At 38.9% G+C, this 19,722-nt stretch carries 22 protein-coding genes; 15 read left to right on the forward strand and 7 right to left on the reverse strand.

The genetic code is table 11. The features are described 5' to 3' along the window. Positions 1-60: 60 nt before the first annotated feature. The 11 genes from MPH60_RS01680 (at position 61) to MPH60_RS01730 (ending at position 9,732) form a co-directional block, all read left to right on the forward strand. A complete protein-coding gene (locus MPH60_RS01680; RefSeq protein ID WP_241589191.1) occupies positions 61-381 on the forward strand; it encodes a hypothetical protein in 321 nt (106 codons plus the stop codon). 57 nt (positions 382-438) lie between these two features. Further along, positions 439-909, forward strand: a complete 471-nt coding sequence (locus tag MPH60_RS01685) for a VOC family protein (protein WP_241589190.1) — start codon at positions 439-441, stop codon at positions 907-909. Positions 910-951: 42 nt separating this feature from the next. Continuing rightward, positions 952-1,401, forward strand: coding sequence for an ASCH domain-containing protein (locus tag MPH60_RS01690; protein WP_241589189.1), 450 nt, complete (start codon positions 952-954; stop codon positions 1,399-1,401). Positions 1,402-1,502: 101 nt separating this feature from the next. Further along, positions 1,503-2,201 (forward strand): polysaccharide deacetylase family protein, encoded by a 699-nt coding sequence (locus MPH60_RS01695; protein ID WP_241589188.1) that lies wholly within the window; start codon positions 1,503-1,505, stop codon positions 2,199-2,201. A 721-nt stretch (positions 2,202-2,922) separates the two neighbouring features. Then, on the forward strand, positions 2,923-5,958 hold the full coding sequence (locus MPH60_RS01700; RefSeq protein WP_241589187.1) for an efflux RND transporter permease subunit: 3,036 nt from the start codon (positions 2,923-2,925) through the stop codon (positions 5,956-5,958). Positions 5,959-6,212: 254 nt separating this feature from the next. After that, positions 6,213-6,863, forward strand: a complete 651-nt coding sequence (locus MPH60_RS01705) for a DsbA family oxidoreductase (protein WP_241589409.1) — start codon at positions 6,213-6,215, stop codon at positions 6,861-6,863. A gap of 277 nt (positions 6,864-7,140) precedes the next feature. After that, positions 7,141-7,743 carry a nitroreductase family protein gene (locus MPH60_RS01710; RefSeq protein WP_241589186.1) on the forward strand — a complete coding sequence of 201 codons (603 nt, stop codon included), beginning with the start codon at positions 7,141-7,143 and terminating at the stop codon, positions 7,741-7,743. Positions 7,744-7,989: 246 nt separating this feature from the next. Next, positions 7,990-8,601 carry a flavodoxin domain-containing protein gene (locus MPH60_RS01715; protein ID WP_241589185.1) on the forward strand — a complete coding sequence of 204 codons (612 nt, stop codon included), beginning with the start codon at positions 7,990-7,992 and terminating at the stop codon, positions 8,599-8,601. Then, complete coding sequence (locus MPH60_RS01720) at positions 8,522-8,689, forward strand: Fur-regulated basic protein FbpA (RefSeq protein ID WP_241589184.1); 168 nt, start codon at positions 8,522-8,524, stop codon at positions 8,687-8,689. The genes MPH60_RS01715 and MPH60_RS01720 overlap by 80 nt, the downstream gene beginning before the upstream one ends. Next, positions 8,682-8,831 (forward strand): FbpB family small basic protein, encoded by a 150-nt coding sequence (locus MPH60_RS01725; RefSeq protein ID WP_095393069.1) that lies wholly within the window; start codon positions 8,682-8,684, stop codon positions 8,829-8,831. Before MPH60_RS01720 ends, MPH60_RS01725 begins: the two co-directional genes overlap by 8 nt. 448 nt (positions 8,832-9,279) lie before the next feature. Further along, on the forward strand, positions 9,280-9,732 hold the full coding sequence (locus MPH60_RS01730; protein ID WP_241589183.1) for a DinB family protein: 453 nt from the start codon (positions 9,280-9,282) through the stop codon (positions 9,730-9,732). Between the two features lie 27 nt (positions 9,733-9,759). On the opposite strand, the gene MPH60_RS01735 is transcribed toward MPH60_RS01730, so the two are convergent. Then, positions 9,760-10,392 carry a DUF2238 domain-containing protein gene (locus MPH60_RS01735; RefSeq protein WP_405389162.1) on the reverse strand — a complete coding sequence of 211 codons (633 nt, stop codon included), beginning with the start codon at positions 10,390-10,392 and terminating at the stop codon, positions 9,760-9,762. A gap of 26 nt (positions 10,393-10,418) precedes the next feature. Beyond that, a complete protein-coding gene (locus MPH60_RS01740; RefSeq protein WP_241589181.1) occupies positions 10,419-11,192 on the reverse strand; it encodes an alpha/beta fold hydrolase in 774 nt (257 codons plus the stop codon). A gap of 252 nt (positions 11,193-11,444) precedes the next feature. On the opposite strand from MPH60_RS01740, the gene MPH60_RS01745 reads away from it, so the two are divergent. Continuing rightward, positions 11,445-11,615 (forward strand): hypothetical protein, encoded by a 171-nt coding sequence (locus MPH60_RS01745; RefSeq protein WP_241589180.1) that lies wholly within the window; start codon positions 11,445-11,447, stop codon positions 11,613-11,615. A gap of 205 nt (positions 11,616-11,820) precedes the next feature. Beyond that, entirely contained in the window at positions 11,821-12,381 is a 561-nt protein-coding gene (locus MPH60_RS01750; RefSeq protein ID WP_241589179.1) for a peptidoglycan-binding domain-containing protein, read from the forward strand. 510 nt (positions 12,382-12,891) lie between these two features. Here the strand turns inward: MPH60_RS01750 and MPH60_RS01755 are convergent. Next, positions 12,892-13,338, reverse strand: coding sequence for a hypothetical protein (locus MPH60_RS01755; protein ID WP_241589178.1), 447 nt, complete (start codon positions 13,336-13,338; stop codon positions 12,892-12,894). A 224-nt stretch (positions 13,339-13,562) separates the two neighbouring features. Between MPH60_RS01755 and MPH60_RS01760 the strand changes: the two genes are divergently transcribed. After that, positions 13,563-14,990, forward strand: a complete 1,428-nt coding sequence (locus tag MPH60_RS01760; protein ID WP_241589177.1) for a phospholipase D-like domain-containing protein — start codon at positions 13,563-13,565, stop codon at positions 14,988-14,990. 133 nt (positions 14,991-15,123) lie between these two features. Continuing rightward, entirely contained in the window at positions 15,124-15,975 is an 852-nt protein-coding gene (locus MPH60_RS01765; RefSeq protein ID WP_241589176.1) for an MBL fold metallo-hydrolase, read from the forward strand. A 97-nt stretch (positions 15,976-16,072) separates the two neighbouring features. On the opposite strand, the gene MPH60_RS01770 is transcribed toward MPH60_RS01765, so the two are convergent. The 4 genes from MPH60_RS01770 to kynB form a co-directional block, all read right to left on the reverse strand. Beyond that, a complete protein-coding gene (locus MPH60_RS01770) occupies positions 16,073-16,387 on the reverse strand; it encodes a hypothetical protein (protein ID WP_241589175.1) in 315 nt (104 codons plus the stop codon). Between the two features lie 333 nt (positions 16,388-16,720). Beyond that, positions 16,721-17,383 carry a hypothetical protein gene (locus tag MPH60_RS01775; RefSeq protein ID WP_241589174.1) on the reverse strand — a complete coding sequence of 221 codons (663 nt, stop codon included), beginning with the start codon at positions 17,381-17,383 and terminating at the stop codon, positions 16,721-16,723. Positions 17,384-18,285: 902 nt separating this feature from the next. After that, positions 18,286-18,918 (reverse strand): LysE family translocator, encoded by a 633-nt coding sequence (locus MPH60_RS01780; protein ID WP_241589173.1) that lies wholly within the window; start codon positions 18,916-18,918, stop codon positions 18,286-18,288. A 162-nt stretch (positions 18,919-19,080) separates the two neighbouring features. Next, on the reverse strand, positions 19,081-19,707 hold the full coding sequence (gene kynB / locus MPH60_RS01785) for an arylformamidase (RefSeq protein WP_241589172.1): 627 nt from the start codon (positions 19,705-19,707) through the stop codon (positions 19,081-19,083). Positions 19,708-19,722: the final 15 nt, after the last annotated feature.

The raw sequence follows: 19,722 nt of genomic DNA on the forward strand, positions 1-19,722 counted from the left end.
TGTTAAAATTATTTGTGAGATATTAATAGATGTGCAGGATTTGATGAAAGGGTGTGCTTGATGGAAAACGAAGCATGTATTCGGAAGAGGTACGGTGTAATCAGTTTTACTTCATTCATCATTGGAATCATTTGCTTTTTTACTGTTTTTATTACACCTATTAGAATCGCAAATATCGGGAGTCTGACGGGTGATTATATAACATTTTCCCTTACGATTACCGGTATCGTCCTATCTGTCATGGGAATTTTGAAGAAAACGGAGAAAAAAGTGATTTCCATCATATCTTTGGTTTTCTCCTCATCATTCTTTATATTTTGGGTTATCGTCATCACTTTGCTGTTAACTGGTGAAATAGAATTGCCCCGTAGAACAAATTAGATAAAGGGTTGTATGTAGGTCTAAGCTAATGGGGTCAGACTATAAAGGAGCGGTTCAATGATAAGAGGTTTATATGAAGCACATTTACCGGTTCGTGATTTGAAACGTTCCGTCGAATTCTATGAGGGGCTTGGTTTGCAGTTGGATCATAAGGTTGAAGACAATCTAGCTTTTCTATGGATTGAAAAGGATAAAAGTTGGTTGGGGCTTTGGGAAACGGAAAAAGTGAAAGTTGAATATCATCCCTCCTTACGGCATATCGCTTTTCAAGTATCATTGGAAGATTTAAAGTGTTCAGTCGCATGGCTGGAAGAAAGAGGCTATATGCCAAGAGAGGCTTTTGGCTTTCTACCAATTGAACCTTTTGTGATGCCTCACGGGGAATATGCCCATGCTAAAATTCACTTTAATGATCCAGATGGGAACAGTTTGGAGTTTATTAGTAAACTGGAGAATCCCAAAAAAATCAAGAATCGTATGTATTTAAGTGAATGGGAACATGAATACAGAAGTGAAAAAAACGAATGACAAATGGGCGGAAATTTTGAGTAAGAATGGGAGAATCATAGAATGAACGTCAAAGCGGAATTATATTGGAATGCATTTTGGAAGGGGAAAGACGAAGAAAGACCCCAGGCAGTCAGTGCATGGCAATTCGGGGACGATCCCGATCATTTGGCTCAATTAGTGATGGATGGAAGAAAAACGGCTACGTGCTCTGGGTATGTTTTTTATGAAGAGGAAAATGAACCATTACCATCCGAGGGTGATTACAGCATTATTTTAAGCAGTGAGGAAGAACCCTTAGCCATCATAAAAACGGTAAAAGTCGAAGTATTGCCCATGAATGAAGTGAGTGAAGAGTTTGCGATTGCAGAAGGGGAAGGCGATCGAACCTATACATATTGGTGGGATGCTCATGAAAATTTTTTTAAAGAAGAACTGGACAAAATCGGCCAAACCTTTAAAGAAGATATGCTGCTGGTGTGCGAGCGTTTTGAATTGATACATGTAAAGTGATTGTGGACGGCTCGTTCGGAGAGAGCAATAAGTGTTTTCGTTCAGTGATTTGCTATAATAGGTCATTGGATTAAAAAACTTATAGAAAGATAGGTATTTGCATGAAAAAGAAACTGATATTCATTGGATTGGGAATCCTGGTTGTTTTCCTGCTATTGTTTGGTACGTATAAATTAATGAATTCAAGAACATATCAGGTATTCGGTGGATTAACGGATCATGTCGAGACGAATGAGAAAGTGATCGCTTTGACTTTTGATGATGGCCCAACAAAGAATGTAAATCAAATCCTTCCATTATTGGATAAATACGATGTAAAAGCTACATTCTTCCTGATTGGTAATGAAATTGAAAAGTACCCAGAGGAAGCTGGAAAAATAGCTGAAGCAGGACATCAGATTGGGAATCACACGTATTCCCACAGGCGGATGGTGTTTAAATCGCCCTCTTATATCAAGGCGGAAATCGAGAAAACGGATAAATTAATTCAAAAATCCGGATATAAGGGTGAAATTGACATCCGGCCGCCAAATGGGAAAAAAATCATAGGTTTGCCTTATTATTTAAATGAAAATGATAGAGAGACCATTACCTGGAATCTGGAACCAGACAGCTATTACAATTCCGCTACAGACAAAGTGAAGTATGTGAAGGAAAATGTAAAACCAGGTTCGATCATTCTGATGCATCCGATGTATGATGATACGGGTAAAGAACTTCAAGCGATTGAAGGGATCTTGCAAGAGTTAACGAACGAAGGGTATAGGTTTGTAACGGTCAATGAACTTCAAGAAAGGTAGTTTCATAATACCGTCCGAACGATTTACGAAGAAAAGGGTTGCTGCGGCACCCCTTTTTTTATTTGAGATACAGAATAGTACAAAACATGGGCTGCATATTGTTTCTTAACGGATGTTGTTGTAAGGGCATGCATCGCATGAGTTTTTCCATAGTGTAAATATAGCTATTAAAATGGGGCTGGTTACTTGTATCGGAATAAAAATACCGCTCTGATCATCTTGTTGTGTTTCCTGTTATTCCTGTTTCTTGTCGTGCTCATTTTTCGCCACATCACGGTATACTTCGTGTATAGCTCGGGCATCGGCCCGTTATTACTTATCGGGGTAATGGTTTTTGCTATCGTTATGCTTTTTTTCAAAGGATATAAATAGGTTTGTACAATTTGCACGTTGCTTTCCTCACCAGGCACTCACTTTCCGCGGGCGGTCCGGGATCCTTCTCGGCGCCTTTGCGCCTGCGGGGTCTCCCCTGGACACGCTTTTCCCGCAGGAGCCTTGTACCTTACGTTCCAACTTTGTTTTAAAATTTAGAAAGAACTCCTTTTGTCTAAAAACTGGGGGCTGCTGTGCAGCCTTTTTTATGTGGAAAAAGTTCTCTTCATCGAGAGACATAAAAAAATATAAAAATCAATAAAAAATTAACACTCCTTCGTTAGTAATATATGGTAATATTTGAAATGGGATTATTTTCTTATAAATTATTATCAGGGGTGATATGTACGTGGAGTTTTTTACTAAGTGGGCGTTTAAGAACAAGGCTGCCGTTTCATTGGTAACCATATTTATTTTGTTGATCGGAGTTGTCAGTTATTTTAAACTGCCGATGGAATTTTTACCATCTGCCGATAATCCTCAAGTTACGATTATCACAATGGGGCAGGGCACCGATTCGAAAACGATGGAAGCACAAGTTACAGATCCAATTGAAAGAGCAGTTATAGGAGTTAAAGGAAAGAATTCAATATACTCCACCACTGGAGATGGGTTTTCAAAAGTAGATCTATTCTTTGAAGCAGGATCGGATATGAAACAAGCGAAACTTGATGTTCAAGAGGCTTTAGGCAGTGTAGCATTGCCGCAAAGCATGGCAAAGCCTACTGTTACACAGTTAAATACATCCATGATTCCGATTTCATTTGTAGCAGTTACTTTTAAGAATGGATTAACAGCTGAAAATATAGACTTTACCAAGAAAGAATTAGAGCCTTTGTATAAAGATATTAAAGGGGTTTCGGATGTACAGACATTTGGAATTTCGCAATCCGTACTTTCAGTCAAAGTGGATAATGAAGAATTGACGAAAAAGAAAGTCTCCATTCAAGATGTCATGAGCGTCCTTAACGGTCAGAATGCAGCTCTGGCCGTAGGCGAAAAAGTGATTGATGGGAAGGCAAGTAACATCAAGGTTATCGGGGATTTAACAAGTATTGAAAAATTAAAAGCGCTAAAGGTAACTCCAAATGTCACACTTGGAGAGATAGCAAAAGTTGAAGAAGCGAAGGATGGCAACCTCATCAGTCGTTTTAATGGAAAGGAAAGCATTGACTTAAGCATCATCAAGGACAGTCAATCAAATGCTGTCACAATCAGTAAAGAGGTTGAAAAAGTAGCAAAAGAAATTAATGAAAAGTATAGTGACCAGAAATCGACCATTTATTTATCCACAGCTGATATGGTGGAGACTTCCGTTCAGACGATGGTAAAAGAAGTTTTGCTGGGTGCGCTATTCGCTACGATTGTAATCATGGTCTTCTTACGGAATGTACGATCCACATTCATTACAATCGTTTCCATACCGTTATCTCTTGGCTTTACGTTATTTTTGCTGTCATTGTCGGGAGTGACGCTGAATATTTTGACGCTGGGCGGTGTCGCTGTAGCAATCGGGCGCTTGGTGGACGATAGTATAGTTGTTATTGAAAATATTTTCCGGAAAATGCAGCAGGAGAAGATTTCAGTCGAATTGGTGATGGATGCAACGAAAGAGGTGGGAGTGGCGATAACAGCTTCAACCCTTACTACAGTAGCTGTATTCTTGCCGGTTGCTTTATTGAATGGAGGGCTACAAGAGTTTCTTCTTCCATTCGCTTTGACGGTCACTTATTCTTTGCTGGCTTCTTTAATTGTGGCATTAACGGTTGTTCCGTTAATGAGCGCAGGATTGCTGAAAAGGACGGAGCTGCCAAAACATCGACCGGCCAAGCGTTTTACCAAGCTGGTCACTTGGTCATTAAATCATAAATGGGTAGTCTTGATTGTTGCTTTGCTGTTGTTTGTGGGTTCCATTGGTACATATTTTGCCATGCCAAAAGGGGCGATTGATAATTCTTCAGCAGACTATGTCTCCGTGACATTAACTTATCCAAATGATCAGCCCTATGAGAAAGTAAAGGAAAAAGCGATTGAACTCGAGGAAACGATGCAGGATATGGATGAAGTGGATAATGTATTCATGCAATTAGGAAACTCTGCCGAGACAGCCCAATATGGAGCAGTCACATCACCGACAGAAGCAACTTTCGGCATCCTCGTGAAGGATAAAGCAAATGTAGATTCAATCTTGGATAAAATGGAAAAGGAACAAGAAAACTACCCTGATGCGAAGCTTACGGCCACCGCTTCCTCGTTTATGATGGGGGCATCGAAGACGAACATTACGATAGATGTCATTGGCAGTAATGTTGAAGATTTGGAACTGACGGCCAATAAGGTCAAAGAAAGTATTCAGGATATTAAAGGAATTGAAGATGTTAAAACAAACCAAGACGAAAAGAAAACGATTTATTCATTCAAGGTAGATCCAGCTAAAGGCAATACAGAACAAATCGGTCAACAATTAGGTATCATGCTCAATAAAACACCTATCGGCAATATAACTTTGCAGGATAAGCAGACCCCTGTCGTCCTCGAACCCATCTTGGATCCTAAAAAACCAGAGGATTTAAAAAGTATTCCGATTATGACAGACGGCGGTCTAGCTCCGGTGTCTAGGGTTGCTTCTTTAAAGAGCGAAGAGAGTGCAACAACGCAGTTCCATAAAGATGGAGAAACGTATCTTCAATTAACGGCAACGGTAGATCCGACTAAGCTTTCCGACATTGCAAGCAAAATAAATCTTGAGATATTTGGTGATAACGAGAACAAAGGCCTTGATATTCCGAATGATGTAGAGATTTTAGTCGGGGGAGCGAGTGCTCAGCAGACAGATGATTTTTCCGACTTGTTCCTTACGATGTTAATATCGATCGGCATTGTCTTTTTAATCATGGTTATCACATTTAAATCGATCAAAGCACCGATCGCCATTCTATTTTCCTTGCCATTCGCTGCTATTGGAGCGGTATTAGGATTGGTTATCAGTCGAATTCCAGTGGATATTACAGCACTGCTGGGTGCTCTCATGTTGATTGGAATCGTGGTGACAAACGCGATTGTACTTCTGGATCGAGTCAAACAAAACGAAGAAAAAATGATCATCCGTGAAGCGATCGTCGAAGCGACAGCTACAAGATTCCGTCCGATCATCATGACGGCTGTAGCAACGATTTGTGCCATGCTGCCGCTTTTATATAAAAAAGCGGAAACAGGAAGCTTGGTTTCACAAAGTTTAGCGATCGTTGTCATTGGCGGGCTAGCTGTGTCTACACTGCTCACACTTATCGTCATTCCATGTATATACGAATTGCTGTACTACAAAAAATCGAAAAAACAGAGAAGGAAAAAGAGAGAACCGGTTAACGAACAAATCGAGATGTAAGGAAGCTTTAATAAAAAAGTTTGTAGAGGAAGCAACGCTTTCTCTACAAACTTTTTTTCTATAGTTTTTTTAAAATAATGGTTGACTTCCCTTCAACCTGTAACTAAAATGATTACAGCAGACTCAATACAATCGCAGGAGGCAATGGACTGTGCAGTTACTGAATGTAATGCTCTTATATTAATTTTTTTGCTCTGTGTTGTAACTGATTCGATTACAAGTTTAGCCAATGAAGAAAAGTGAGGGAATATATGATGACAGTGAAAATTAAAGCGTATTCTGATTTTATATGTCCATTTTGTTTTTTAGGTAAAGGTCCTTTGGACGAAATCGTGAAGGAAAAGGATGTAGAAGTGGAATGGATGCCATTTGAATTGCGTCCGAGTCCACATGCCAAAATTGATCCATGGAAGGAACCCGATAAGTTGAATTCATGGGATTCTTACATTCTTCCTGCTGCGAAAAAGCTAGGGGTTGATATGCGTTTGCCCCGTGTCTCCCCGCATCCATATACACATTTGGCGTTCGAAGGGTGCCATTTTGCCAAGGAGCACGGAAAAGGGAACGAGTTTCACAACAGAGTATTTACAGCGTTTTTTCAAGAGGAACAAAATATTGAAGATATTGAAGTATTGACAAAATTAGCGGGTGAAGTTGAACTTCCCATAGATGCTTTTAGAGAAGCATTAGTGTCAAGAACGTATCGGGAAGTGCACCAACAAGCACTCAAACATGCTTATGAAGAAGCAGATATCAGGGCTGTCCCGACGTTTATTATTGGTGATGAAGTCATTCAAGGGCTAGCCAGCAAAGAAAGGCTTGCGCAAGTCATTGAGAAGGAAGAAGCAAAAAATAAACGGAATGAATTTGATGGCTTGCAATGTGATGGCAAGGGGTATTGCTAAAAACCTTCTGAGGATTAAAAAAAGGCTCTTTTCGTAAAGATTGTTGTTTTTATAACGAAACGATTTAAGGTTGATTGGAGCGGAAGTGCGAGACTCCTGCGGGAGCAGCGGGACAGGTGAGACCCCACAGGCGTTTACGCCGAGGAGGCTCACCGGCCGCCCCGCGGAAAGCGAGCATCTGGAGGGGAAATCAACCACACCGCTTTACTTGGAAAATAGCAACAAAGTAAGCGAAAACAGCCAAAAATTAAAAACATCATAATTTGGAGGAGTCAAAATGTCAGCAACTACAACAAATTTAAAAGAAGCAATTATCAATCGCCGTTCCATCCGTAAGTTGAAAAAGAACGAAAATATTACGAAAGAAAGAATGAATGAAGTATTGAAAACGGCTTTACATGCACCAACTTCATTTAATATGCAAAGTGGACGAGTGGTGGTAGTGATGGATGACGAGCATGAAAAGTTCTGGGATATTGTAAAAGAGACACTTCGTTCCCGTGTTCCGGAAGAGAGCTTTGCGGCAACAGTAGAACGATTACAAGGATTTCGCGATGGAGTGGGTACCATTCTATTCTTTGAAAATCAAGAAACAATAGAACAAATGCAAGACAAGGCACCCTCCTATAAAGAACAGTTTCCATATTGGTCCCATCAAGGAAATGCTATGCTTCAGTATGCAATATGGATGACTTTATCAGCGGAAGGTATAGGGGCATCTTTACAACATTATAATCCAATCATTGATGAAGAAGTGATGAAGACTTGGGATCTTCCAGGGGAATGGTCGTTGATAGCTCAAATGCCATTTGGTGAGCCGAATGAACAGCCAGGAGAAAAAACGTTCCTACCTTTCGAGGATATTGTGAAATTTTATTAATTCAAAGATTTAGGCCGGAATACTAGATTAACCAAGAGCGCGTTTACTCTTAATGAGTAAAACGTGCTCTTTTTTTGAAGAAACGTACCAGCAGCATTACAGGTACAGGAAAGGTGAAGCGAAAATATGCATTCCTGATATTCATGCTGCATAAAATAGCGGAGGTAAATAATTGACAATGAGAATCATTTTCATTTATAGTGAAGTGTGTAATGAAAGTAATTCTCAATTAGGAAGGTGATATGGATGAAGGTATTCATTGGTTATGTCAGTTTATCCGGTAATACCGAGAAAATGGCTATAAACATAAAGAATAGAATGAAGGCTGTCGGCTGTGAAGTATATATGGAAAGATTGGATACTGTTGAAGTTGATGCTTTAAAGGATTTTGATTTGGCCTTTATTGGTTTATATACATGGAATCTTGAAGATTTACCGTATGAAGCACACGAGTTTTATGAGGAAATTGACCAAGTGGACTTTGCTGGAGTGAAAGTCGCATTCTTTGGTGCCGGCGACTTGACCCAATCGAAACCCTGCGCCGCGATAGATATTCTTTCCGATAAAATGAAGCAATTTGGATTTGATGTCTATGATCGAGTATTGAAAATACACCATGAAAGCAGTACATACGAACAAATAAGGAAATGCGAAGACTTTGCAGAGCATGCCCTTATATGGGGAAGCAATAGGAAGAAGTGGAGATTCTTCATGTGGGATCGGAAGCTAGGCAGCCCCAAATACCAAAAATCTTTATTTTTGTTAAGGAGGGTCCTTGATGATTACCCAATTAAGTTCAAAGGCAGAAGCAAAAAAAGAGGAACTTATACAAGAACTTCTGAAATTCGGGATTTTTAAAAAATATAATAAACAACTATACGAGCTTCCGATAGTAGTTTTACAGAAGGAATTCAACCACTTGAGAGGAGAATTGAAAAATGTCTAGGAGAAGGAAATCTTATACTGAACTTCTAAAAGAAAACCGCGAACTTCTGTTGCATGACAAAATTGAAGTGGAACGCATCTATACAAAAATCGATCAAAAAGCAATCAATGAAAAAAAGGGCAGTAAGCAAGTACAATCATGACTGGTTAAAAATCAAAACCGAAATCCATTTTTTGATTTCGGTTCAGTTTGTCGACTGATTTCTGAAAACAACTGAAACCTTTTTTGAGGGTTTACAAAATTTGAACGTTGATTTCCACTCTAGGCACTCGCTTTCCGCGGGCGGTCCGGGAGCCTCCTCGGCGCTCTTTGCGCCTGTGGGGTCTCCCTTGGACACGTTTTTCCCGCAGGAGTCCCGTACCTTCCGTTCCAATCAACTGATACTTTTTTAAAACTTCAGGCAAACTGACTTTTCTTCAAGTTTTCCTGAAGTCTGAACCGAAATCCATTTTTGATTTCGGTTTTTTCTTTTGGGATTGAATGCTGTTGATTCCATATTCAACAAACCGAGCAGTTAGTTGAAGAAGAAGGTATTTTCCGGTTGGTTGCCGAATAAAAATCCTTTAGGTAAAACTTAGGGGGAGTGCAAGTTGAAAAATGTAATAGATGGAATCAATCATTGGATAGGTTTTATACCTAACGAGTTCAACCAGATGACAGAAAAAGAATTAAATCATCGACCAACGCCACACAAATGGTCAAAAAAAGAGATTTTAGGTCATCTATGCGATTCTGCATTGAACAATATGAATAGGTTTATCAAGATTCAGTATGAAGAACAGCCATATGTTATACAAACATATAATCAAGAACAATGGGTATTGGTTCAGAATTATCAAGAGCGGCCAATGGATGAGATCGTTAATCTTTTTTGTTCTTTAAATAAGCAAATCATACATATAATAACGAATACACCAAATGATAGATTATCTATTCTTTGTGATATAGGAAATAATCAACTACAATCATTGGAGTGGCTAATAAAAGATTATCTAGAACATATGGAACATCATATTAACAATCAAATTCTAAATAAAAAATAGTGATCGATATCGGTCACTATTTTTTATTTAATTTTTCACTTTCCGTAACAGCTTGTCATGAAGTTTGGACAAGGTGAACAATACAATGATAGAGCCGATTAAGGTCAAAGACATATCCCATTGTGCGTCCCAAATATCACCTTGTGTTCCTAAAAATTCTTTTGAAGCTTTTCCGCCTTTTGTAATGATGGCAGCTAGCCATTCGATGATTTCATATAAGGCTCCAATGGCAAGCGCAAAACTTAATGTAACAGCAAATAACCATGGTCCTTTTGTTAGGGGGGTTTTACGTATTACTATTTCTCTAATCACAATCGCAAATAAACCTTTTAGGAAATGTCCAAACCGATCATAATGGTTCCGGTTTAGGTCGTAATGTTCTTTTAGCCAATTAAATAGAGGGACTTTTGAGTACGTATAATGGGCCCCGATGAACATGGTGATTGAAAGAACGGCAATAACGAAATAGGATAATGTAGTGAGACGGAATTTATTATATGTAGCAAGTAAATAAATCAGAAACACAACGGCAGGAAGTACTTCCATTGTCCATATCAAATATCCTTCAGGCTTAATGACTGACCAAATAAAAACGGCAGTGACTAGCAATAGTAATATTAAATGAATCAGTATACTTTTATCTCTTCCCAATTTTTTCACTCCATTAAATTTATCAGTTGATAGAATCAAACAGTTTGTGCATGGATAAAATGTTTAATGCTTTCATTTAAATCATTAGCCGCTTTTGTAGGAATCTGATGCTTTGCATGATCAATGAATTTTAATTCCGCACATGGCAATTTTTCATGCAATAAATTAGCGTAAGGATACAATGGTTTATCTTTTTTACCATAGATCAGTAAAATGGGCAGGTTGATTTTCTCTAGCTGATGGGTACAGTTATATTGCAAACTATAATGGTAATACTGCTCGATATTTCTGGCATCTCCTTTTAAGGCTTCATTAAACATTTTGTTGAACAAATTTTCGGTATTTGAATTGCTCCATGAAATGGAAAACGCAAGTATTGGAACGGCGTCTTTCTTGGCAAGTGATATTCCTAAAGAAATCTTTTGCTTTAAATATTTATCCTTCACTTCAGACATTCCGCCTATCACAATGCCTCCTAGAGCCCTATCGGCACAACTCAGCAAATATTCCAATACGATGGAGCCACCGGTCGAGTATCCGCATATGATTGCTTTTTTAATTTTCAAATGATCCAACAGATGTTTGATATCTTCTATGATCCGGGGATAAGTTACTGGAAGTCTTGAATACTGACTTCTACCGTGTCCCCTAATATCAAAGGTTATAACTTTGAATTCTTTGGATAATTCCTCCATTTGGTATTGGAAATTCACACTAGTCAGTACAGGAGGATGAATAAAAACAATAGGAACCCCATTTCCCTTAACAGAATAATACAAGCTAATACCGTTCACATCTAACATGGGCATGAATATTCACCTCAATAATCATTTTCATCATTGAATGGCTATACTATAGCGATTTGGATTTTAGCGACAGGAAAATAATTTAAAGAGTGCTAATATCCCTCCTGAAAGAATTTTCCCATTAGTATGTACTTTTATTACTAATTTGTATTGGTAACAAACAATTTGTTTTTTTTGGTTTTTTTTGAACAAGATATAAGAGTTCAAGAAATGAACAAAAATATATAAAATAAGGTGATGTGAATGAGACCAAACATGGATAAAATTTTTCCAGTAGTCGCTTCGGTCGGAGTGGGTATCGCTACTTATCAAATGTTGAGTGGAAAAGGCGGGAAAATGAAAAATATGGTGCCGCTTGCCACTAATTTGATGGGGATGGGAACAGGGATGCAAGGACAGAATCAACAGCAGTCAGATTATCAATAAAACAAAATAATCCCCTTAAGGGGATTATTTTGTTTTTATTCGGGTCTCCATCTATAGGCTTAATGTACTCCATGTATCATATTTACCATTTTTTTATAATTAAAGTAATAAAACACCAATAAAATAACTCCTTACGTTATAATGAATGGGCTCCAAGGGAAGTGTCAGAAACCTGCAGGAGTGATTTTACGAATGGAGGTTATATGTGTTGAAGAAAAAATTACTGGTCATGATTCCAACAGTTGCCCTGATGTTGGCACCTCTAGGAACGGGAACTTCAATTACCCACGCAGCATCAAAGGGCAGTCAAAGCCAGAAAATCGAAACGAAGGCGGAAACACGCCCGACCCTCAAGAAAGGCTCACGTTCGAGTTATGTAAGAGACTTACAGCAAAGCCTTAAGGATGTTAAATATCATGTAGGCGTTGATGGGATTTTCGGTACCCAAACACAAAATGTGGTAAGGGAGTTTCAAGTGGATCATAACTTGAGTTCGGATGGTATCGTCGGACCGAAGACATGGGCTGCTTTAGATGAAAATAAGGTGGAAAGAAGACAGTTCACGGAGAAAGACGCGATCGCGTTAGGGAAGAAGAAGCTGGGTAACAACATCGTATTCAGCGGTGATGGCAGATTGCTGAAAGATGGCAAAGGAAAATCATATTACAATTATAAAGCAGCTAATAAAGATTGGATCGATCAAGGCGGCACAGGAACGATTGGGTGGTTCCACATTTATAAAGATGGCCGTGTAGTCGAACAATAAAGGGATGTACATGCAAAAAATGTTCTCACTTTAAGTGGGATTTTTTTTATGGTTAGTAAGTAGACTAAATACATCTACTTTTGGCTATAAATAACAAGTAAATACAGATATAATAGTAAATGGACAGCAATTTGGTATAGTGGGCAGCGGTCACTCCTTTTCAGAAAGGGGGTGTCGCTGGTGATTTCTATTATGGACGGACTGATGCTAATGATTTCATTCGCCTCTTTAATCGTCGCAGTAATCGCGGTTACATTAAAAAAGTAACCCCCTCCATACCATCCGGCCAGATGTATGTAGGAAAAGGGTTACTTTCATGATCGAGTAGCAACTGACTTACCACAGAAAGCCGCTGCTCTTTATGCAGTTTGCTGTTCATTGAGACGCTGGTTAAACCAGTGTCTTTTTTTTATATTTATTAGTTAACATTATTATATCCTCATTTTGCCTATACATTCAACTAAAAAACATGTGTGAGATCGTGCTTAACGGAGTCTTTGGTAAAATCAATTAGATTTTCGTTAAATCCCTGCCGGTATCCAATTTGAATAATTTCATTCCTTTATGAGAAACAATTGAAGGAATCATACAAAGCAAGGCCATAGGTAAACAATAAAGAAGATAGAAATGCCCTCCGTTGTCCAGCAAGGGAATATAGGCTAAAGCAACAAAAAGTAAAGTGAAAAAAATGATCACGAAAATCCCGAAAGATTGATGATAGAATGCATGAATTTCCCTTCTTCGTTCCTCTTGGTTGGGTAAGGTCTTTACTGCCTTGTGCGTTCGAAGGAATAGGTACAAGGAGAACATGAGAAATAAAGCGGAAAATGGTAAAGCGTACGCAAATAATGAAACGTCAAGAATGGAAAGATAAAAGCTGGATAAAAAGAAAACTTCAGATACCCCTAATGCAAAACAATAATTGAAGATACTTATTCTATCAGGTTGTTTAAGCATGAAAATCCCTCCTTCTATATCATATTATGCAACTGCTTTCATGTTCACCACTTTGTCACATTTAAAAGAAAAAATAAATGCTCCCAATTCCACCCGGATTCAAGCAGATGGGTAAATGGCACCGCTCAATAACTAGTCAGCCTCATCAAGCCTGCAGATGTTGAATAGAGTCTTTGCATATGACGAATAGTAATAAAATATCGCTTAAAGGGGGGGAGTGCTCAATGTCTGTAAAAAAAGCAATTAAAGGATTTTTGCTTGTTCTTCTATTATATGTCCTTTATGTAGTGGTGACGGCTGTGGTTCTTTTCCCCAAAGCAGAAAAAGAAGAAAACAGGCCGATTAAACAGGTAAGTGAATATATGGGAGAGAAGGAAGCCACCGTGGATCGAGTCCTGCTTCTCGAAGACGGTTATGAGTCGGGACTCGCCCGAATGCGAATGATCCAGGAAGCCCAGCATTCAATCGATATCGCCTACTATTCCTTTGGAAAAGGCAAATCAACCGAACTTTTTCTTGGAGCCTTGATCGAAGCGGCCGACCGGGGTGTCAAAGTCCGAATCCTTCTGGATGGATTAACTCATGGACTTAGAGGTCAATTAAGCAGTGCCCGTTATGCATTGGCCTCACATGAAAACATTGAATTAAGATATTACGAAACCTTTAAGCCATTTAAGCCGTGGACCTGGCATAATCGCCTTCATGACAAAATCATCACTGTAGATGGAAAGTTGGGCATCATCGGAGGGAGAAATATCGCCGATAAGTATTTAGCAAGCAAACCGACGAGGAATTTTGTCTATGACAGGGATGTCCTCATTTTTAATGCTAAAGAGGAAAAAGATAGTGTAATCGTTGAAATGAAGGACTATTTGAATGAATTATGGAATCATCCGTATACGAGCGATGTTTTTTCGGATCTTTCGAAAAGGCAAACGGAAAAAGGGAAACGTGAAAGAGATTCATTAGCGAATCAATACAGCCTAGCTTTGCAGACTGAAGCCGATTTCGTTAATCCAGCTGTTGATTGGAGCAAGGCTTCAACACCTACTAAAAAAGTGTCCTTCATCCATAATCCAATCGAACGTTTCAATAAATACCCTTTTGTGTGGAGATCTCTATTGGATATTGCTGCGAATGCCAATCAATCTGTATTTATCCAAAGTCCCTATATTGTTCCTGCGGAGGCCTTGAAGGAATATGTACCAAAAAAGATGGATTCAAAGGCTGATTGGACGATACTTACCAACTCGACGGCATCAACCCCGAATGTGATCGCTTTTTCCGGATACTTGGCGCTTAGGGATAGTATCGTTGAAACGGGGGCAAGGCTTTATGAATATTCAAAGCCTTATTCTTTGCATGGTAAATCGGTTGTTTATGATCAACGATTAAGCGCAGTGGGTTCCTACAATTTGGATTCTCGATCTGCCTTTTTGAATACAGAATCGATGGTGATCATTGATAGTGAAGCATTTGCATCGCAGTTGACAGGGGCCATCGAGTCGAAAATCTCAAAGAGTACACTCGTTGCCGATAATAAAAAATATATAGAACCGCCTGAAGATCAGAAAAAGGAAGAGTCTTTTTTTAAAGCCACCTTTTTAAAGACCCTCTCGAAAATTACGGTATATTTTAATAGGTTCATTTGAATGATGACCAAAAAGGCAGCAATCACGGTGATTGTTGTCTTTTTAGCCTTTCGCGGAGATTATCTTATGAATACATGTGTAATTTGCTATACTTGAGCAAGCTAATCACAACTATCGTAAGGAGAATAGAAACATGCAAACATTACAGCACCTATCTAAACATATTGCCTACCTTCCGCCAGTTCAGGAAACGGATCGCCCGGTACTTGCCGCCATTACGGGAAACAAGAAAACGCTCATCATCGATGCCGGTAACTCTGTCCGGCATGCACAACTTTTTAAGGACGAACTGCTTCGGAATGATATAAGCGGGAATTTTCTCGTTCTTACCCATTCACACTGGGACCATGTATTCGGGCTGGAGAATATCAGGATTCCGGTGATTTGTCAGGAAAAAACATACACCAACATTAAAGATATGCAGCAGCTTTCATGGGAAGATCACGCACTTGATCAACGGGTCGAAGAAGGGACGGAGATTCCCTTTTGCGCCGATGCCATCAAATTGGAACATGGGACGAATAGAGAGATTACCTTCCCCCTGCCTGATATCATCTTTGAAAAAACGATGACGATCGACCTTGGCAATATAACCTGTATTATTGAACATGTTGGTGGCGACCATGCCACAGATTCCTGCATCATCTATGTACTAGAGGAAAAAACATTATTTCTGGGAGACTGCCTTTATGCCAATCTTTATGCTGAAAAATGGAATTATACGGCTGAACAGGCTTTGCTGCTCATTAAGAAAATTGAAGCCTATGATGCCGAAACATACATACTCTCCCATCATGATAAGCCTTGCACGAGACTGGAAATGGAGGCGGAGCTTAAGCTAATGAAAGGATGTGCCAGAGCGGTGGTCGAACACCGGGGAAACCGAGCTTTAATGGAGCAGGAACTGGCTAAAGAACTAAAGCGGGATCTAACGGAGGACGAACTTGAAACAATTGGATTTTTCGTGAATGGTTACTTGGAATGATTGAACACTATAGGGTTGGCTTGGGGTATGAGATCGGTAATACTGGGCTCATACCCTTTAATTTGGCCTTTTGACGCAACAGTGCTCACAAGCTCATTCATGGTTCCCACACCAAATCGATAAAAATCGTTAATAGTACTGAAACGATAAGAATGGATTGGAAACCTGATATAATTTTTTCCTGCTTTTGCTCCTCTATTATCGGGATAAATATGACCAATGATAAAGGAAGTGATGAAAAATATAGCCGAATAGAACATTGTATAATGATTACCTGAATCTCATTATTTAAAATATTATCTCCAATGCAAGGTTTATCGCCAAATGGAATGGTGAACAATATTCCGATTAAACATAGCGCAAAAGAAAGGGAAACGAATCCGATATCCTTTGTTTTCCTAACTACTTTCATGTTTTTTCTCCTAGTATAAAAATACCATATTATGGTTTTTTGTTTTGTAACATGACTCAGCAAGTACTTATATCCCTACAACTATATCAGAGCCCAAATAGACTACTATAAAAACTATCCAATTGTAAGGTGTTGTTACATAATTAGGATGCAGTTCCGTTGCAGTATTATAACGAAAAAGTAATAAACGAATGCCAACACGAACCATGCATCCAAAAGCCTTCATTCTGGAACCGTTTATTATAATAAAATGAAAAAGCTCCCTTAGGAGAGTTTCATATAGCTTGTACATGTATCGTGAGTGAGGATTCATCATTTCTAAAGGGATTCTTTTTAAATTCTATAAATATAAGGTCTTTTATAGGCTTTGGCTCTTTGTTTGGAGGTAGTCATAGCCCTTAGTTGTTTTTGTGAGATTGGTGGTACGATTATTGTTCCTGAGGGATACATAATGTTGTTTTTGTCATTTAAATGACGTGCATTGACTAACAAGGCATGTCCGAATTCATGTGCTAAGATATCCATATTTTTTTGTTGGAATGTATCATATGTCATGACGATATTGCCCAGAGTTCCTTTATTATCCCAGCTGGCGTTGCCAATAGCTTTTCCATCTTTAAGGTCTTGTGCATTAATGTAAAACACAGCAAGTCCAGTTTGACGGCCACAATTACCTTTTCTTAAGGCTCTAAAAACTTTCTCCCTTTGCCTCACCTGCAAAGGTACGAAGATCCTTGCTATAGTGGCATCAGCTTTCAAACCATATTTCCGTGCTCCTTCTCTAGTTCTTAAATCACAAATATTGGGTCGAAAATCAATTCCCCATATGTCACTGGCGTATTTAAATTGTGTTCTTATATCTTCTTCCCTTACTTCAGCAGCGTTACCTAAAATGAAAACACAAACATCAGTTGTATACCGAGTACTCTTACTGTTATGCTTACTGGATTTTTGCCTCTTATTCTTACTGGTTTTCTTATCTTTATTCTTTGGCACAGCATTCATCCTTTTTGTTTTTGAAATTCCCACATGATTAATAAATGCATAAATTCCTCAATATGTTTGGACAACCCTAAACAAACAATTGAATGACCAAAGGATTTAAAAAGCTTCCTAAGTGAGGTTCTAAGACAAACTCAATATTAATTAAGATTGCCCAATTTTTTTGAGGGAGTGTAGAATATGAACGTTGATTTTCACTACAGGCACTCGCTTTCCGCGGGCGGTCCGGGAGCCACCTCGGTGCCCCTTAAGGGAGTTTTTTTATTTGTCCATTTCGGAAGCGGTTAGCAATAAAATTAAAAAATAAATTTTTATAGGCTAAACCCTTAAACCGTTTTAGTTTAATAGAATAAAATCCACCTATATATATATAGGAGGGAATTTATTATGGATTTTGGTCTTATTAATAAACGCGTATTTGTTGGAAAGGCAAAGAACAAATGGAACAGCCATCAACCTGGTTGAATTGTTGGTATCGGTAATGATAGGTATTACATAGTAAGATTTGAAGAAGGAAGGAAAACGTGGATTAGGAAAAATTGGATTAAGCTTCTGTAAGACTCCCTTAGGGGAATTCATAATTTTTGTATATTCAATGTTCAAAACATTGTTTGGTAGTTTTTGGTAAAAAGTAGAAAAACACATTAATAGGGGGATGGAAATGAAACTTTTACTAAGAATATCTTAGTCAGTATTTGTGCATTGTTTTTAATCCCTGCAAGCGAGTAATGGAAAATTGGTAAACCGTACATTCTGTTGTTCGGTGACGAGGGAAAAATAGTGAAGTAAACTTATGAATCTCTTTTGAGGTTCTTTTTTTTGTTTCCACGATAAATAGCCAAAAGGGGTTTATCCCTTTCGGCTTAATTCGTTTTCCTCGATTTCTGCATTTCAGATTAATTATGAGCTTTTTCCAGAGCTAGCTTTATCCCGAAACCAATCAAGACCGTCCCGGTTATACCCTCGAAAATCGCTTGGGTTCTAGGCTTTTTCATGAAAGCGCTGATCTGGTTCAGCAGATAGATATAAAATACAAACCACAACGCAGTTAAAACGGTATAGGTCATGCCCATGATCAGGAACGGTAAAAACGTATCATTTCCTGGATTCACGAACTGAGGCAGGAATGTTAAAAAGAAGACGGCCACTTTAGGGTTCAGCAGATTGGTAAGGAACCCTTGCTTAAAGCATGACTGGTTTTCGTACTTACTTTTGACTGACGTTTCCGCCGCTGCGGCCACTTGCTTATTCCTTAATCCCCATAGGGTCTTGAAGCCTAGATATACCAAGTAAACGGCACCGACATATTTGAAGATAGAAAATAGTAAAGCGGATTTCACAATGATTGCCGAAAGTCCGAACACGGCAGCTGATGTATGGATAAGCAGGGCACAGCACGTGCCGAACATCGTTTTAAAACCTCCCGACGTCCCCACGGTAACGGTGTTCCTTGTGGCTATTGCTGTATCTGGACCAGGTAAGATGATGAGCAGGATGCACATGATGATGAACAAATAAAAGTTTTCCATTTTCGGACCTCCACTCTTAGTGATGAATTCTGAAAATTATAACATAAATGCACTTGGTTTAGGGAGATAAATTTGATAGTTAATAATTACCGCAATGAAAGGGAGGCAATAAAAAACAAGCCAAATCATTTTTTGATCTGGCTCGTTTTTTTGAAAAATTTGTTAGGGTAACTTTTTCAATACTGCACGTACCGGACTTCCATCTGCTTCAACTAAAGGAAGTGGAAGGGCTGCCAGCTCATAATTACCCGGCCCTATATCGTCTAATACAAGTCCTTCCAAAATGTGAATTCCATGACCGGCAAGTTCATGGTGGGCAGACAGTTCTTTACTATCCAGTGGATCTACTGATGGTACATCAAGTCCAATAAGACGGATGCCGATTTCTGAAAGGTATGCCGCTAATTCTGGCTGGATATGAGGAATCGTATGTGGAAACACACTTCGATCCTGCCATGCATCCGTCCGAATTAACAGTCGTATAACGCCTTGGAGGTCAATATTGGATAATTCATCGACTCCGATGCTTGTCTTGTTTGGTAAATGGATAACTCGGGCATTTCCCATATATAAGTCGAGATCCAAATCAATCACTCTTTTTCCATCGTCATCAAAATGAAAAGGTGCATCAATATGGGTACCGGTATGGATACTCATATTGATTTGGCCTACATTGACAGATCCACTTTCTTCTTTACTCCAATTTACTTTATAAGAGAAAGGTGTATCTCCAGGCCAGACTGCAACGTTATCATCCAGACGTTGTGAAACATCAATCCACGTCCCCATGCATTTACCTCCATT

The organism is Peribacillus sp. Aquil_B1, assembly GCF_022603275.1.
Taxonomy (GTDB): Bacteria; Bacillota; Bacilli; order Bacillales; family DSM-1321; genus Peribacillus.